This is a genomic window from Hymenobacter psoromatis (assembly GCF_020012125.1).
GTDB classification, from domain to species: Bacteria; Bacteroidota; Bacteroidia; order Cytophagales; family Hymenobacteraceae; genus Hymenobacter; species Hymenobacter psoromatis.
In genome coordinates, this window is record NZ_JAIFAG010000001.1 from 1694871 (window position 1) to 1710801 (window position 15931).

Here is a 15931-nt window from a genome sequence, read left to right on the forward strand (position 1 = left end):
GTTGGCTCATTTACTACCTACGCGCGGACTCACAGAGTCCACGCTACATCCATTCTAATTCCCATGATTGACATTTCGCATTACGAAGCCTGGTTTATTACTGGCAGCCAGCACCTCTACGGTCCCGAAACGCTGGAGCAAGTAGCGCAACATTCCCAGGAAATCGCCAAAGAACTGGGCACCAAGCTGCCCATCAAAATAGTGTATAAGCCGGTGCTTACCGGCCCGGCCGAGATTTTCAAGCTAATGCAGGAGGCCAACACCACGCCCAACTGCGTGGGCCTGATTGCCTGGATGCACACCTTCTCGCCGGCCAAGATGTGGATTAACGGCCTGAAAATCTTACAGAAGCCGCTGGCCCACCTGCACACGCAGTACAACCGCGACATTCCGTGGGATGCCATCGATATGGACTTCATGAACACCAACCAATCGGCGCATGGCGACCGTGAGTTTGGGTTCATCGTGTCGCGCATGCGCCTGAACCGCAAGGTGATAGTGGGCTACTGGCAGAGTGCCGACGTGCACGAGCGCCTTGGTATCTGGAGCCGCGTGGCCTGCGCCTGGGCCGACTGGCAGGGCGCGCATTTCGTGCGCTTCGGCGACAACATGCGCTACGTGGCCGTGACCGAGGGCGACAAGGTAGAGGCCGAAATCAAGTTTGGCTACGAAGTGAATACCTACGGCATCGGCGACCTGGTGGCCGTGGTGAATGAGGTGACCGACGCGCAGATTGCCGACCTGGTCGCTACTTATGAAAAAGAATACGAGCTGGCCGACGACCTGAAGCAAGGTGGCGCCAAGCGCGAAAGCCTGCGCGACGCGGCCCGCATCGAGGCCGGCATGCGCAAGTTCCTGACCGACCACAACGCCAAGGGCTTCACCGACACGTTTGAAGATTTGCACGGCATGAAGCAGCTGCCCGGCATCGCTACCCAGCGCCTGATGGCCGATGGCTACGGCTTCGGTGGCGAGGGCGACTGGAAAACCGCCGCCCTAGTGCGCGCCATGAAAGTGATGGGCGCCGGCCTACCCGGCGGCAACTCGTTTATGGAGGACTACACCTACCACTTTGCGCCCGGCCAAGAGCAGGTATTGGGCTCGCACATGCTCGAAATCTGCCCTAGCATCGCCGAAGGCAAGGTGCGCGCCGAGGTGCACCCGCTGGGCATCGGCGGCAAGGAAGACCCGGTGCGCTTGGTGTTCAACTGCCCCGCCGGCGAGGGCCTGAACGCCACCATCGTGGACATGGGCAACCGCTTCCGCCTGATTGTGAACGAAGTAGTAGCCGTAGCCCCCGAGCACGAGCTACCCAACCTGCCCGTGGCCCGCATCCTCTGGAAAGTGAAGCCCGACATGAAAACCGGCTTGGCTGCCTGGATTCTGGCTGGCGGCGCTCACCACACCGGCTTCAGCCAAAACCTGACCGCCGAGTACCTGGAAGACTTCGCCGAAATGGCCGGAATTGAATTTTTGATTATTGATGCTGATACTAAGCTGCGGACATTCAAGAATGAGCTGCGGTTCAATGAGGTGGCTTTTCGGGGGTAGGCGGTCGCTAACGATTCTTGGCGGCACCTCACGTTCACCTCACCCCCTAGCCCCCTCTCCTGCGGAGAGGGAGGACTAGCCTTTAGCTCTAGTTCTAAAAAGCTAGAAACTAGTTCCCCCTCTCCGTAGGAGAGGGGGCTAGGGGGTGAGGTGCCCCGCTTGCGCCTCCCTACTACACATCGGTTTTAACCCCTTCCCTATGCCTATTCCCACCCGCTTCTCCACCCTGGCTACCGGCCTCGCGCTCCTGGGCGCGCTGACTATCCGCGCCCAGGCCCCCGCTACCCTCACCGTGCAGGTGAATAAGCCCGGCGCGGCCGTGAATAAGAACATGTACGGCCTGTTTTTCGAGGATATCAACTTCGCCGCCGACGGTGGGCTGTACCCGGAGTTGGTTAAGAATAAATCGTTTGAGACCGACGACCACCTGCTGGGCTGGAAGGCGCTGCGCGGTGGGGCGGCCCTGACCAGCTACGTGGTGCTGACCGACGGCCCCATCGGCCCCACCAACAACCACTTTCTGCGGCTCAGCACCCAGGTGGGCGGCCCCGAGGCGGGCTTCGTCAACGAGGGTTTCCGGGGCATGGGCGTGAAGCAGGGGGCCGAATACACGTTTTCGGTGTATCTGCGGCGCGGTCCTGGTAGCATCGCGGCCCTGAACGTGACGCTTGAAGAGCCCGGCCGGCCCAGCGGCGGCCCCGAAACCGCCGCCTCTGGCCCGGCGCTGGCCCAGGCTCGCATCACGGACCTGACTTCGGAGTGGAAAAAGTACAGCGTGGTGCTGCGGCCCTCGGCCACCTTCGCTAAAGCCCGCCTCAAGCTGACCGTGGAGGGCACCGGCACCCTGGACCTCGACGTGGCCTCGCTCTACCCCAAGGATACCTGGAAGGGCCGCGAGAATGGCCTGCGCCCCGATTTGGTGCAGCTGCTGGCCGATATGAAGCCCGGCTTCCTGCGCTTTCCGGGGGGCTGCATCGTGGAGGGCCGCACCCTGGCCCAGCGCTACCAGTGGAAGGAAACCATTGGCGCGGTGGCGGCCCGCCCGTCACTGATAAACCGCTGGAACACTGAGTTTTTGCACAAATTTACCCCCGACTACTACCAGTCGTTCGGGCTGGGCTTCTTTGAGTATTTCCAGCTGGCCGAAGACATCGGGGCCGCGCCCCTACCCATCCTCAACGTGGGCATGGCCTGCCAGTACAATTCGGCCGAGCTAGCCCCGATTTCCGCCGCTAAAGGCCCGAATGCCCCCGTGGCGGCGGCCGACGACGCGCCGACTCTTGATACTTTTATTCAGGACGCGCTCGATTTAGTGGAGTTTGCCAATGGCCCGGTCAGCAGCCCCTGGGGGGCCAAGCGCGCGGCAATGGGCCACCCCGCGTCGTTTAACCTCCAGATGATAGGCGTGGGCAACGAGCAGTGGGGGCCGCAGTACCTGGAGCGCTACGAGCTGTTTGCCAAGGCGTTGAAGGCCAAATATCCTGCCATCGAGCTGGTGAGCAGCGCCGGCCCCAGCCCCGACGGCCCGCTCTTCGACACCGATAGCAAGGCGCTGACCCAGCTCAAGGCCGACTACATCGACGAGCACTACTACGCCAAGCCCGAGTGGTTTCGGACCAACGTGGGCCGCTACGACGGCTACGCCCGCGGCGGCCCCAAAATCTTCGCCGGCGAGTACGCTGCTCAGAGCGTGGCCATCGCCAGCCCTGACAACCGGAACACCTGGGACTGCGCCATCTCGGAGGCCGCCTTTATGACCGGCCTGGAGCGCAACGCCGACGTGGTAGGTATGGCCAGCTACGCCCCGCTCTTCGCCAACGTGGACGCCTGGCAGTGGACCCCCGACATGATTTGGTTTGACAATCTGAACTCGTATGGCTCGCCAAGCTACTACGTGCAGAAGCTCTACGCCCTGAACAAAGGCACCCGCGTGCTGCCCGTGACCATGCCCGCCGGGGCCAAAAACGGCACCGACAACCTCTTCGCCAGCGCCGTGGTCGATGCGCCCACCGGCGACGTGGTGCTGAAGCTGGTGAACTACTCCGGCAGCCCGCGCCCGGTCAGCATTAGCCTGGCCGGGGCCAAAAAGCTCGGCAAAACCGGCCGCGCCCAGGTGCTGGCTACCGCCGACCTCCAAACCCAGAACAGCCTCAAGGAGCCTAAAAAGCTGGCCCCGCAGGAATCGACCTTCACCGTGAAGGGCTCGACGCTGAACTACACGCTGGCCCCGAATTCCTTCACGGTGCTGCGCGTGCCGGCCCAGAAATAAGGGGTAGGGTAGGAGGGGGTAGGGCCGCCGGCCAACGGCGCGGCATACTGGGCTTGTCGCCGCGTGCCGCGCTGTTTTTACCGCGCCTGCTACGCCAAAACTTCTGCTCAGTCCTGGTTTTCCCTTGCGTCTGCCTGCCTGGCTGGCGCGGCTTCGGCCAACCCGTGTCACTTACTCATCTGCTTGATTATGAGAAACCTGACTTCCTCCCTGCCGGGCACCGCGTTGGCCCTGGGCCTGAGCCACCGCTGCCCGGCCCAGGCCCCGCCGCCCTACCAGGCCAACTGGCCATCGCTGCAAAAATACCAGGCCCCGGAGTGGTTTCGGGACGCTAAATTCGGCATCTTCATTCACTGGGGGGTGTACTCAGTGCCGGGCTTTTATAGTGAGTGGTACCCGCGCGAGATGTACCACGCGGGCTCGCCGGCCTACCAGCACCAGGTAGCCACCTACGGCCCGCTCACCAAGTTTGGCTACAAGGATTTCATTCCGCTGTTTAAGGCCGAAAAGTTTAACGCTGACCAGTGGTTGGTCGTGTTCAAGCAAGCGGGGGCCCGGTACATCGTGCCCGTGGCGGAGCACCACGATGGCTTTGCCATGTGCAAAACCAAGCTTACCAAATGGAATGCCGTGGACATGGGCCCCAAGCGCGATGTGATTGGCGAACTGGCGGCGGCTACCCGCAAGCAGGGCCTCGTGTTCGGGTTGTCGTCGCACCGCATCGAGCACTGGTGGTTTTTTGGCTTCGGCCAGGAAATCGACTCCGACGTGCAGGACCCGCAGTACGCCGACCTCTACGGCCCGGCCCACGACCTCGACCCCTTTAAGCGCAAGCCCCAGGACCCCCGCCTAACGCCCGCGTTTATGGCCGACTGGCTGGCCCGCACCAATGAATTGATTGATAACTATCACCCGCAACTGGTGTATTTCGACTGGTGGATTGAGCAGCCCGAGATGGAATCCTACCGCCAGCAGTTTGCCGCCAGCTACTACAACAAGGCCCGCACCTGGAATAAGGGCGTGGTTATCAACTACAAGGACGATGCCTTCCCCGACGGCGCGGCCGTGTACGACATTGAGCGCGGCAACAGCAAGGCCACCAAAAAGTACCCCTGGCAAACCGATACTTCGGTGGGCAAAAAGTCGTGGGGCTACATCGAGGGCGAAGAAAACAAGGACCCCAACGAGCTGATTGACGAGCTAATTGATGTGGTGAGCAAGAACGGCAACCTGCTGCTCAACGTCGGCCCCCGGCCCGACGGTACCCTGGCCCCCGCCCAGCAGGCCGTGCTGCTGAGCATGGGCCAGTGGCTAACTGTGAACGGCGAAGGCATTTACGGCACCCGGCCCTGGGTGGTGTCGGGCGAGGGGCCTACCCCCCCTCCCGACGACAAGGTGCTCTTCAACGAGAACGCCAGCAAGGGCTATGTAGCCCAGGATGTGCGCTTTACCACCAAAGGCCCGGCCCTGTACGCCTTCGCGCTGGCCGTGCCCCAGGGGCCTACCACCATCAAGGCCCTGGCCACCGGGGCGGGCCACGGCCGCGTGGCCAGTGTGCGGCTGCTGGGCAGCACCGCCCCCCTCAAGTGGCACCAACAGGCGGAGGGCCTGGTTATTCAGCCGCTGCCGAGCTACCCCTCAGCCCACGCCGTGGGCTACCACATCACCTTTAAGCCCTAGCTATATGCAGCGTGCGCGCGGGTTGCTGCTGGGGTTGGCGCTGGGCGCGGCGGGCACCGCCCAGGCCCAAAAGGTTGCCCCCGTGCCCGACTTCCATCAGTGGGCCGCTACCCCCCCGCTGGGCTGGAACAGCTGGGACTGCTACGGCCCCACCGTAACGGAGGCGGAGGTGCGCGCCAACGCCGACTATATGGCCAAGTACTTGAAAAAGAGCGGCTGGGAATACGTGGTGGTGGATATCCGTTGGTACGTGGGCAACGATACGGCGCACGGCTACAACGAAAAAGACCCCGATTGGAACGTGGATGCTTACGGCCGCTTTGTGCCCGCGCCCAACCGCTTTCCATCGGCGGCGGGGGGTAGGGGCTTCCGGCCGCTGGCCGACCACCTGCACGCCCAGGGGCTGAAATTCGGCATTCACCTCATGCGCGGCGTGCCCGTGATTGCCGTGCAGCGCCGGCTGCCCATCAAAGGCACCAAGCTTACGGCGGCCGATATTTATAGCCCCCAGGGCCAGGCCGCGTGGCTGCACGACATGTACACGGTGGTGGCCGAGCGGCCCGGTGCGCAGGAATACTACAACTCCCTGTTTGAGCTGTATGCGAGCTGGGGCGTTGATTTTGTGAAGATTGACGACCTCTCGGAGCCTTACCATACGGCTGAGATTGAGCTAATTCGGAAGGCCATTGACCGCACGGGGCGCAAAATCGTGTTCAGCATGTCGCCCGGCGAAACGCCGCTGGCCGACGCCCGCCACGCCCAGCAGCACGCCAACATGTGGCGCACGGTGGGTGATTTCTGGGACTCGTGGGAGCAGCTCAAGGAGCACTTCGCGGTGTGCGAGCGCTGGGCACCATTCAGCATGGCCGGGGCCTGGCCCGATGCCGACATGCTGCCGCTGGGCCGCCTGGGCATCCGGGCCGAGCGCGGCGACGACCGCCAGTCGCGCTTCACCCCCGACGAGCAGCGCACGCTCATGACTTTGTGGAGTATTTTCCGCTCGCCGCTGATGTTCGGCGGCGATTTGCCCAGCAACAACGCGGCTACCCTGGCGCTCATCACCAACCCGCGCGTGCTGGCCGTGAGCCGCGCCAGCGCCCACAACCGCCAGCTGTTCCGGCGTGGCGACCTGGTGGGCTGGGTGGCCGATGACCCCCAAACCGGCGACAAATTCCTAGCCCTCTTCAATGCCCAAGACCAGGAGCCTACCCCCGCCAGCGCCGCCGCCGGGGCCAGCCCGCTCATCAGCCGCCAGGCCCCGCAGGCAGCGCTCGACGTGGACATTACCGGGGCACACAAGCTGTACCTGACCATCCGCGAGGCCGGCGACGGCACCGCCTGGGACCACGCCGACTGGCTGAACCCCACGCTCAGCGATGGGGCGGGTAAAACCCTGGCCCTCCATACGCTGCCCTGGCGGGCCGCCAGCGCCGGCTGGGGCCAGGCCACGGTGGGCAAGAGCGTGAGCGGCGGCCCGCTCAGCATGGCGGGGCAGACCTACGCGGCGGGTATCGGTACCCACGCCAACTCGATTATCGAGTACGACGTGCCGGCGGGCTACGTGCGCTTCACGGCTACCGTGGGGCTCGACCAGGCCGCGGCGGGGCAAAATACTGGTGGCACTTTCCAGGCGCTGGTGTTCACCCAAGCTCCCTGCCAGCCCGCGCCCCCCGATTCGGTGCGGGTGCCGGTGGCGCTGGCCGAGCTGGGCTTCACTGGCGGGGCCACCGTGCGCGACCTGTGGAGCGGCCGCTCGCTGGGCGCCGTCAGCGGCGAGTTCGCGCCCTACGTCCGGCGCCACGGCGCGGGCTTTTACCGGCTCTCCAAAGCCAAAAACCGGCGGTAGGGCTGGCTTTTGGTCGCTGGCTATGGTTGTTTAAGTAGCTTATAATTTGATGATTATGGGAGTTGAATTAACTGCTTACTTTCAGCGGCTGCTTCGGCTGGCGCGGGAGCGGCTCGACTATCAGCTCTCTCCTTTTTTACCAGTAATGAACCAGCGTATATGCGACATTTCTTCGGGTTTTTAGTTGGGCTTAGCTTCGCGGGGTGGGCGGCCCTGACCCCGGCCGCCTGCGCCCAAACCGCGCCGGCTCCCGTGGCCATTACGGTGGAGGTGGCCAAGCCTCAGGGCCCGCTGCCGCCGGTGTGGGCCTACTTCGGCTACGACGAGCCCAACTATACCTACATGCCCGATGGGCAAAAGCTGCTCACCGAGCTGGCGGCCCTGAGCCCGACCCCGGTGTACGTGCGCGCCCATAATCTGCTGACCAGCGGCGACGGCTCGGCGGCCCTCAAGTGGGGCTCGACCAACGCCTACACCGAGGACAAAAAAGGCCGCCCGGTGTACGACTGGCGCATCGTGGACCGCATTTTTGATGCTTACGTGAGCCGGGGTATGAAGCCCATTGCGCAGCTGGGCTTTATGCCCGAGGCCCTTTCCACGCACCCGCAGCCCTACCGCCACCACTGGGCCCCCGGCCAGCCCTACGAGCAGATTTATACCGGCTGGGCCTACCCCCCCAAAGACTACCAAAAGTGGGGCGAGCTGGTGTACCAGTGGGTGCGGCACAGCGTGGCCCGCTACGGCGAGGCCGAGGTGAAAACCTGGCGTTGGGAGCTGTGGAACGAGCCCGATATCAGCTACTGGAAGGGCACGGCCGCGGAGTATTACCAGCTCTACGACTACTCGGAAGCGGCCGTACACCGCGCCCTACCCGCCGCCATCCTGGGCGGCCCCGAAACCACCGACCCGCGCAACGAGCACGCTGCCACCTACTTGCGCGGCTTCCTGGACCACTGCGTGAGTGGCAAAAACTACGTGACCGGCCAGCCCGGCACCCGCCTCGACTACCTCTCCTTCCACGCCAAGGGCAGCCCCCAGGTGGTGGATGGCCACGTGCGCATGAACATGGGCACGCAGTTCGACGATATCATCGCGGGCTTCAAAATTGTGGCTTCCTACCCCACCTTGCGGCGGCTGCCCATCATCATCGGCGAAAATGACCCCGAGGGCTGCGCGGCCTGCGGCGTGCGCACCAACCCCGCCAATGCCTACCGCAATGGCACGCTCTACGCCAGCTATACGGCCGCCGTTTACGCCCGCCTCTCCGAGCTGGCCGCCGAGTACCAGGTCAACCTTAAGGGGGCCGTGAGCTGGTCGTTTGAGTTTGAAAACCAGCCCTGGTTTGCCGGCTTCCGCGATTTGGCCACCAACGGCGTGGACAAGCCCGTGCTCAACGTGTTTCGGATGCTGGGGATGATGCGCGGCCCGCGCGTGGCGGTGAGTAACCCTACGGCCCTCACCGTGCCCGACATTCAGGCCCAGGCCCAGGCCCAGAGCCAGCGCCCCGACATCGGGGCCCTGGCCACGGCCGACGACCACTCGGCCGCGGTGCTGGTCTGGCACTACCACAACGATGCCCTGCCCGCCGCCCCCGCCGAAGTAGCCCTGACCCTGCAAGGCATCGCGGCCAGCCAGGCCCTGCTCCAGCACTACCGTATCGACGAGGACCACAGCAACGCCTACGCCGCCTGGCAGGCGCTGGGCTCGCCGCAGCCGCCTACCCCCGCCCAGCAGGCGGCATTAGCGCAGGCCGGTCAGCTCGCCCTGCTCACTTCGCCCAGCTGGATAACCACTCAAAATGGGCAGGCCGTGCTGCACTTCACGCTGCCCCGCCAGGGTGTGTCGCTGCTGCGCCTGAGCTGGTAGCGTCGCCCGCTCGCCTACCCCGGCGCGCGGCATGAGCGCAGCGCTACTGCCGCCTCGGTAGGGGGGGGTAGGGGCAACGCCCTTACTCTTCTCTACCCCGGCTCCTCGGCCGAAACGGGCAGCGCGGGCTGCGGCCGGAGCGTGGTGTAGACCACCAGCCCGACCAGCAGGCCCAGCAAGATGAGCGATGAGCCTTGGGTGCCGAAGCCCAGCCCGTTTTGGGCCACGGGCTTGGTGAGCAAGTCGCCGAACGTGGCCCCGAACGGCCGCGTGAGCACGAACGCCACCCAGAACAGCAGCACCGGCGAGAGGCGCGTGAAGTAGTGGGCCAGCACCACCAGCGCCAGCGCGCCGCCAATCAGCAAGGCCCCGCCCCCGAAGCCCAGGCCCGAGTCGTCGGCCAGAAAATCGCCGAGCGCCGTGCCCAGCGTGTTGGAAAACAGGATGGCCGTCCAGTAAAATAACTCGCCGCGCCGGCTACTGATATCGCTGACCGACAAGGACTTCTCGCTGAGCCGCCAGGTACCCAGCACCACCACCAGGATGGTGATAAGAATGGCCGAGCCGGTGGCGTAGCCCAGGCCCAGGGTGCGGTCCATGTAGTCAGACATGGTGGTGCCGGCCGTGCTGGTGGCCAGTATCACGGCCCAGTACAGCCACGGCACGTAGCGCCGGGCCGCCAGCTGCCCGGCCAGCGCCACCAGAAAAAACCCGATAAACAGCAGCGAGCTGACGGCGTAGCCCACCTTCAGGGTTTGGGCCAGCAGGTCGCCCCCCGTTTCGCCGAGCGTGGTGGCACAAATCTTCATTATCCAGAACAGCAGCGTAACTTCGGGTATCTTCTTCATACAGTGCGGATAAGGCAGGTAAGCGCTGGCAGTCGCGATAGTTTCGTGAAGTAAGCTACCCCAAATCTAGTGGCCGATTCTGGCGTAAATCTGAAATTCCCCCAATCTTGCCCGGACGTGGCCCATTGGAGATAGGTAACAAACGCTACCCTTTGGGTTAGCGCCAGCGCCGGCCGCTGGGTTTGAAAGAGCTTGCCACTTTCCTTTGAGGGTCGCTGCTAAGCTGGCGGCCAGGTAAGTAGGGTAGTGGCGCGGCTTACTTCTGATTTTGTACAGAATTGGTGGCTAGCTTGCCAGCCAATTACCCGCATAAGACGCTGTTTTTTCTGAAGTACTACGTTGACTACTACTGGCACTTTGCGTAAGGCAATGATAGTCAAGCTACCGCGCTTATCTGGAATTTGGTTGGCGCTGCTGCTGGGCACGGCCGGCCGTGCCGCGCCGGCCGCCGCGCAGGCCCTACCCCCCGCCCGCGACCTGGACTACTACTTGGCCCAGGCCCGCGAGAACAGCCCCCTCACGCACGACGTGCGCAACCAAGGCCAGGCCGCGCAGCTCGAAACCGAGCGGTTGCGCGCCTTTTATACCAAGGCCACGGGCACGCTGGTGGCCAACTACACTTTCGTGCCCATCCTCAACCAGGACAACGGCCGCACCCGGCTCAGCTACTCGGCCGATGCCACCAGCAACCGCTACGTAGGCTACGACCTGGCCCTGAGCAACGGCGCGCTCTACCAGGGCTACGCCCAGGTTACGCAGCCGCTCTTCAATCAGCAGCGCTTCGAGGCGTATGCCCGGCAGGCCCAGGGCCTGGGCCTGAGCCAGCAGAACCTGGCCCGCCTCTCGCTGCACGACCTGGAGCGCTTCGTAGGCGACCAGTACATCCTGTGCCGGCAAGACCTGGACCAGCTCAGCTACGTGCGCGAGCTGCTCGACATTCTGGGCCGTCAGCGCCTGTTGGTGCAGAAGCTCGCGGATGCCAGCTTGCTCAAGCGCTCCGACTACCTGCTGCTTAATATTGAGGTCGAAACCCAGCAGATTTTCCTGAATACCTACCGCGCGGCCTACCACCGCGACCTGCTGGATTTGAACGTGTTGTGCGGCCTCGGCGACACTGCCGAAGTGCTGCTGCCGCCCCTGCGCCTGGCCCTGCGCCAGCCGGGGCCGCTGGTAGGCCTCTCGGGCTTCACCGAGCGCTACCGCCTCGACAGCCTGGTGCTGGCCGCCAACCAGCGCGTGTTTGAAACGCGCTACCAGCCGCTGGTGAATGCCTTCGCCAACGGCGGCCTCAATGCCATCAGCCTGGCCGATATTCCGCGCCGCTTTGGGGTGAGCGCGGGGCTGAGCCTGAGCGTGTACCTGTTTGATGGCCACCAGCGCCAAACCAGCCGCGACCGCACCCAGGTGCTGCTCGAAACCACCCGCGCCTACCAGCGCAACTTCGCCACCGTGAACCCCGTGCGCCAGCAGCGCATCCTCTATGAGCTGCGGCAGCTGGAAGAGCGCCAGCGCCTGGCTCGTGCGCAGGTAGCCAACTACCGCGAGGTGCTCGACTCTTATAAGCGCGAAACCATTGCCGGGCAGCTCTCGGTGGTGTTTTACGTGCAGGTATTGAAAAACTACGCCGTGGCCGCCCGCGATTTGGTGCTGCTGGAAAACAACCGCCTGCTGCTGGTGAACTTATATAATTACTGGACGTGGTAAAGTCCTGCGTGGCACCTCACCACGTCCCAACCTTCCATGAACTACCTGCTTCCTCTGCTGTTGCTGCTCGCCGCCTGCCACGCCGCCCCGGCCGACGGCGACGAGGCCGCCGGCCCTACCCCCCGCGCCCAGGTGCAGGCCGTGGCGGTGAGCACCCAGCCCCTGACCCAGTACCGCACCTTTCCGGCCACCTCCACCTACCCCCGCAAAAGTACCGTGACGGCCCCCGTGGCCGGCTACGTGACGGGCGTAAAGGTGCGGCTGGGCGACCGCGTAACGGCCGGGCAGGTGCTCTTCACCCTCGAAACCAAGGAGCGCCGCGCCCTCGGCAATTCCATTCAGCGCATCGACCCCACGCTTAAGGGCTTCGGGCTGGTGGCGGTGCCCGCGCCCTCGCCGGGCATCGTGAGCGTGCTCAACGTGCAGCAGGCCGGCGACTACCTGCTCGAAGGCACGGCGCTGGCCACCGTGGCCGAAAGCAGCCAGCTCGTGTTTCAGCTCAACCTGCCCTACGAGTACCACGCCCTGGCCCAGGGCCACCCGCGCTGCACCATCGTGCTTCCCGATAGCACCCGCTTGGTGGGGGTAGTGCAGTCGGCGCTGGCCAGCGTGAGCCCGGGCCAGTCGGAGGTGTACCTGGTGAAGCCGCTCAACCCGCAAGGCGTTATCCCCGAGAATCTTATTGCCCAGATACGCCTCACCCAAACCCGCCAGCCCCGCGCCCAGACCCTACCCGCCAGCTGCGTGCTGGCCGACGAGACGCTGCATCATTTTTGGGTGATGAAGCTCGTCAACGACTCCACGGCCGTGCGCGTCGCGGTGACGCTGGGCGTGCAAAACCCCGAGGAGATTGAAATCAAAAGCCCGGTCTTCAGCCCGACTACCCGCATCCTGAGCGCGGGCAACTACGGGCTGGCCGACACGGCGAAAGTGACGCTGACGCGATGAGTAAGCCCCTGCTCCACGCGCCGCCCGTGGCCCGCCCTATCCCCGCCGGCCCGGCCGACCAGTCGTACTTCCAAGCCTACCGCAAGCCCATTCTGCTGGTGGGGCTGCTGCTGCTGGCGGCGGGCCTGTTTGCCTACTCGCGGATGCAGACGGCGCTGTTCCCGGAGGTCACGTTTCCTAAAATCACACTCATCGCGGATGCCGGGCAGCAGCCGATTGACCGGATGATGATAACCGTGACCAAGCCCCTGGAAGCGGCCGTGAAGCGCGTAAAAGGCGTGACGGTGGTGAAGAGCAGCACCAGCCGCGGCTCGTGCGTGATTCAGGTATTTCTGAATTGGGACGTGGACGTGTACGCCACCAAAGCCCAGCTCGAAAGCCGCGTGAACGAGATAAAAGGGCTGCTGCCGGCCGGCGTCACCATCGCCACCGAGGCCATGAACCAGTCGCTGTTTCCGGTGCTCGGCTACTCGCTGGAAAGCACTTCGCGCTCGCCCATTGCCCTGCGCGACGCGGCCAATCTACTGGCCCGGCCGCTGTTTTCGCAGGTGCCGGGTGCCTCCAACGTGGTGGTGCGCGGCGGCAAGGCCAAGGAGTTCGTGGTCATTCCCGACGCGGCGCGGCTGGCCAGCCAGCGCCTCACGCCGGCCCAGCTGCAAGCGGCGTTTGCCAATACCAACTTCGTGCTTTCGGCCGGCAACCTGGCCAGCTTCCGCCGCCTCTACCTCACCCTGGCCGACACCCGCCTGGCGACCCTCGACGACCTGCGCCAGGTGGTGGTGCGCGCCGATTCGGGCCGCGTGGTGCGCGTGCGCGACGTGGCCACGGTGGATATTGAGGAGCAGCAGGAGTTCGTCATCATCAACGCCAACGGCCACGACGCGGTGCTTATTGACCTGGTAAAGCAGCAGGGCGTGGACCTCACCACCTTCGCCCATGATGCCTACGCCAAGGCCGCCGCGCTGCGCCGCCTCCTACCCCCCGGTATGCGCTTGCGGCCCTACTACGACCAGTCGGTATTCGTGGGCGATAGCATCAACAGCGTGCTGCACAGCATCTTGGAAGGGCTGGCGCTGGCCATCCTGGTGATGTTCGTGTTTTTGCGTTCGTGGCGGGCCAGCCTGGCGGTGCTGCTCACCATCCCGGTCACGGTTTGCTTCACGCTGCTGGTACTTTACCTGTTTGGGATAACCCTGGATATCATGTCGTTGGGAGCTATTGCGGCCTCGGTGGGGCTCATTATTGACGATGCCATCGTCATTATTGAGCAGATATACCGGGGGCACGAGGAAAACCCGAGCGCCAGCAACGTGCGGGTGGTGCGACTAGCCATCGCGGGGCTGTTTCCGGCCATGGTGGCCTCGTCGTTGAGCACCATCGTTATCCACTTTCCCTTCCGGCTGATGAGCGGGCTAGCGGGTAGCTTTTTCAAGGAATTATCGGATACAATGCAGATTACAATGGTCTGCTCGTTTCTGGTCACCTGGCTCTTGCTGCCGGTGCTGCACTTGCTCATCGGCTACCGGCCGGGCAAAAATGCCCAGGCCCACGCGCACCACGATGTGGCCGCTGAGCAGGCGAGCAAGCTGAGTTGGCTGACCAATTTATTCGCCCGGCCGCTGCTGGCGCTGGCGTTGGTGGCGGGGCTGGGGGTAGGGGCCTGGCTGGCGGCGAGCCGGCTCGAAACCGGTTTCCTACCCGACCTCGACGAGGGCACCATTGTGCTCGACTACCACGCGCCGCCCGGCACTAGCCAGGCCGAAACCGACCGCATCCTGCGCCGGGTCGAGCGGAATATCATCACCAAAAACCCCGAAATCCAGAGTTATTCGCGGCGCACCGGCATCGGACTGGCCTTCGACACCCGCCCGCCCGAGTACGGCGACTACTCCATCCAGCTGCGGCGCGACCATCAGCTGACCACGCCCCAGGTTATCAACCAGTTGCGCCAGCGCATTGAGGCTACCGAGCCGGCCCTGACGGTGGACTTCGGCCAGCGCATCTCCGACCTGCTCGGCGATTTAATGAGCAGCGCCAAGCCCATCGAAATCAAGCTGTTTGGCGACGACCAGGCGACCCTCGAAAAGCTCTCGGCCCAGGCCGGGCAACTCTTGGCTCAGGTGCCCGGCGTGGCCGACATCAACGATGGGCTGGTGCCCTCCGGCCCGAGCATTGTGCTGCGGCCCGACGTGGCCAAGCTGGCCCGCTACGGCCTCACGCCCCTCGATTTTCAGGCCCAGCTCAGCAGCCTCGTGGGTGGGCAGGTGCTGAGCGCCAGCAGCGCGACCCAGGCCAGCATCTCGCCGGCCCAGGCGGCTTCGCTCGGCGGCATCCAGGTGGGGCAGGTGCAGGACGGCGAGCAGCTGCGCCAGGTGCTGCTGCGCCACGTGGACTTCCGCCAAAATAGCCTGGCCCGGCTCGAAAAGCAGGTTATCTTCCTGCCCAACGGCTCGCCCCGGCCGCTACCGTTTTTCGCCAGCATTGCCGTGGAGCCGGGCAACGTGGAGCTGCGCCGCGAGGACCTGAAGTCGGTGGCCGTGCTCACGGCCCGCCTCGACGGGCGCGACCTCGGCTCGGCGGTGGCGGCCATCCGGCAGCAGCTGGGCCGGCGGCTGGCCCTACCCCCCGGCTACACCATCGTCTACGGTGGGGCCTACGCCGAGCAGCAAGCCTCGTTCCGCGAGCTGGAGCTGATTCTGCTCACGGCCAGTATGCTGGTGTTCACGGTCTTGCTGTTCCTGTTTCGCGAGTGGCTGATTTCGCTGCTGGTGCTCTTTATCTCGGTGCTGGGCATCGCGGGCTGCGTACTCGGGCTGTTTTTTGCCGGCATTCCGCTGAACGTGAGCAGCTACACCGGTATTATCATGATAGTGGGCATCATCGCCGAAAACGCCATTTTCACGGTGCATCAGTTCTACGAGTCCCTGCGCACGACGAATGACGTGGACACCGCCATTCGCTACGCCATCGCCCTACGCATTCGGCCCAAGCTGATGACGGCCATCGGGGCCATTCTGGCGCTCTCGCCGCTGGCCCTCGGCATCGGCCTCGGCGCGCAGATGCAGCAGCCGCTGGCCGTGGCCGTTATCGGCGGCTTCGTGGTGGCGCTGCCGCTGCTGCTGTTCGTGCTGCCCACCGGCATGCGCCTGATTTACCACGCCGTGCGCCCCCCGGAGGCCATTGCGCCCGATGGCACGGTGCTGGCGGAGTAAAGGGGGG

Annotated in this window: 9 protein-coding genes; 8 read left to right on the plus strand and 1 reads right to left on the minus strand. The window is 64.4% G+C overall.

The window, feature by feature from the left end:
* The first annotated feature begins 63 nt into the window (after nt 1-63).
* The 5 genes from araA to LC531_RS07275 all read left to right on the plus strand — a co-directional run bounded on the left by araA (nt 64) and on the right by LC531_RS07275 (nt 9212).
* Nucleotides 64-1551, plus strand: a complete 1488-nt coding sequence (araA, locus tag LC531_RS07255) for an L-arabinose isomerase (RefSeq protein ID WP_223649643.1) — start codon at nt 64-66, stop codon at nt 1549-1551.
* Between the two features lie 199 nt (nt 1552-1750).
* Complete coding sequence (locus LC531_RS07260) at nt 1751-3820, plus strand: alpha-L-arabinofuranosidase C-terminal domain-containing protein (RefSeq protein WP_223649644.1); 2070 nt, start codon at nt 1751-1753, stop codon at nt 3818-3820.
* Nucleotides 3821-4009: 189 nt separating this feature from the next.
* Nucleotides 4010-5500: an alpha-L-fucosidase gene (locus tag LC531_RS07265; protein WP_223649645.1), complete on the plus strand. Its 1491-nt coding sequence runs from the start codon at nt 4010-4012 to the stop codon at nt 5498-5500.
* Between the two features lie 4 nt (nt 5501-5504).
* Nucleotides 5505-7346 (plus strand): NPCBM/NEW2 domain-containing protein, encoded by a 1842-nt coding sequence (locus LC531_RS07270; protein ID WP_223649646.1) that lies wholly within the window; start codon nt 5505-5507, stop codon nt 7344-7346.
* 159 nt (nt 7347-7505) lie between these two features.
* Complete coding sequence (locus LC531_RS07275; protein ID WP_223649647.1) at nt 7506-9212, plus strand: GH39 family glycosyl hydrolase; 1707 nt, start codon at nt 7506-7508, stop codon at nt 9210-9212.
* Nucleotides 9213-9304: 92 nt separating this feature from the next.
* Here the strand turns inward: LC531_RS07275 and LC531_RS07280 are convergent, their stop codons facing one another.
* Entirely contained in the window at nt 9305-10060 is a 756-nt protein-coding gene (locus LC531_RS07280; RefSeq protein WP_223649648.1) for a COG4705 family protein, read from the minus strand.
* 369 nt (nt 10061-10429) lie between these two features.
* Between LC531_RS07280 and LC531_RS07285 the strand changes: the two genes are divergently transcribed.
* The 3 genes from LC531_RS07285 to LC531_RS07295 are packed head-to-tail and all read left to right on the plus strand — an operon-like array spanning nt 10430 to nt 15924.
* Nucleotides 10430-11764 carry a TolC family protein gene (locus LC531_RS07285; protein ID WP_223649649.1) on the plus strand — a complete coding sequence of 445 codons (1335 nt, stop codon included), beginning with the start codon at nt 10430-10432 and terminating at the stop codon, nt 11762-11764.
* A 36-nt stretch (nt 11765-11800) separates the two neighbouring features.
* Complete coding sequence (locus LC531_RS07290) at nt 11801-12712, plus strand: efflux RND transporter periplasmic adaptor subunit (RefSeq protein WP_223649650.1); 912 nt, start codon at nt 11801-11803, stop codon at nt 12710-12712.
* 26 nt (nt 12713-12738) lie between these two features.
* Entirely contained in the window at nt 12739-15924 is a 3186-nt protein-coding gene (locus LC531_RS07295) for an efflux RND transporter permease subunit (RefSeq protein WP_223649651.1), read from the plus strand.
* Nucleotides 15925-15931 lie beyond the last annotated feature (7 nt).

Excerpts from the sequence above, each read along its gene's own strand:
- araA (WP_223649643.1), top strand. The coding sequence starts at position 64 with ATGATTGACATTTCGCATTACGAAGCCTGGTTTATTACTGGCAGCCAG.
- LC531_RS07260 (WP_223649644.1), top strand. The coding sequence starts at position 1,751 with ATGCCTATTCCCACCCGCTTCTCCACCCTGGCTACCGGCCTCGCGCTC.
- LC531_RS07265 (WP_223649645.1), top strand. The coding sequence starts at position 4,010 with ATGAGAAACCTGACTTCCTCCCTGCCGGGCACCGCGTTGGCCCTGGGC.
- LC531_RS07270 (WP_223649646.1), top strand. The coding sequence starts at position 5,505 with ATGCAGCGTGCGCGCGGGTTGCTGCTGGGGTTGGCGCTGGGCGCGGCG.
- LC531_RS07275 (WP_223649647.1), top strand. The coding sequence starts at position 7,506 with ATGCGACATTTCTTCGGGTTTTTAGTTGGGCTTAGCTTCGCGGGGTGG.
- LC531_RS07280 (WP_223649648.1), bottom strand. The coding sequence starts at position 10,060 with ATGAAGAAGATACCCGAAGTTACGCTGCTGTTCTGGATAATGAAGATT.
- LC531_RS07285 (WP_223649649.1), top strand. The coding sequence starts at position 10,430 with ATGATAGTCAAGCTACCGCGCTTATCTGGAATTTGGTTGGCGCTGCTG.
- LC531_RS07290 (WP_223649650.1), top strand. The coding sequence starts at position 11,801 with ATGAACTACCTGCTTCCTCTGCTGTTGCTGCTCGCCGCCTGCCACGCC.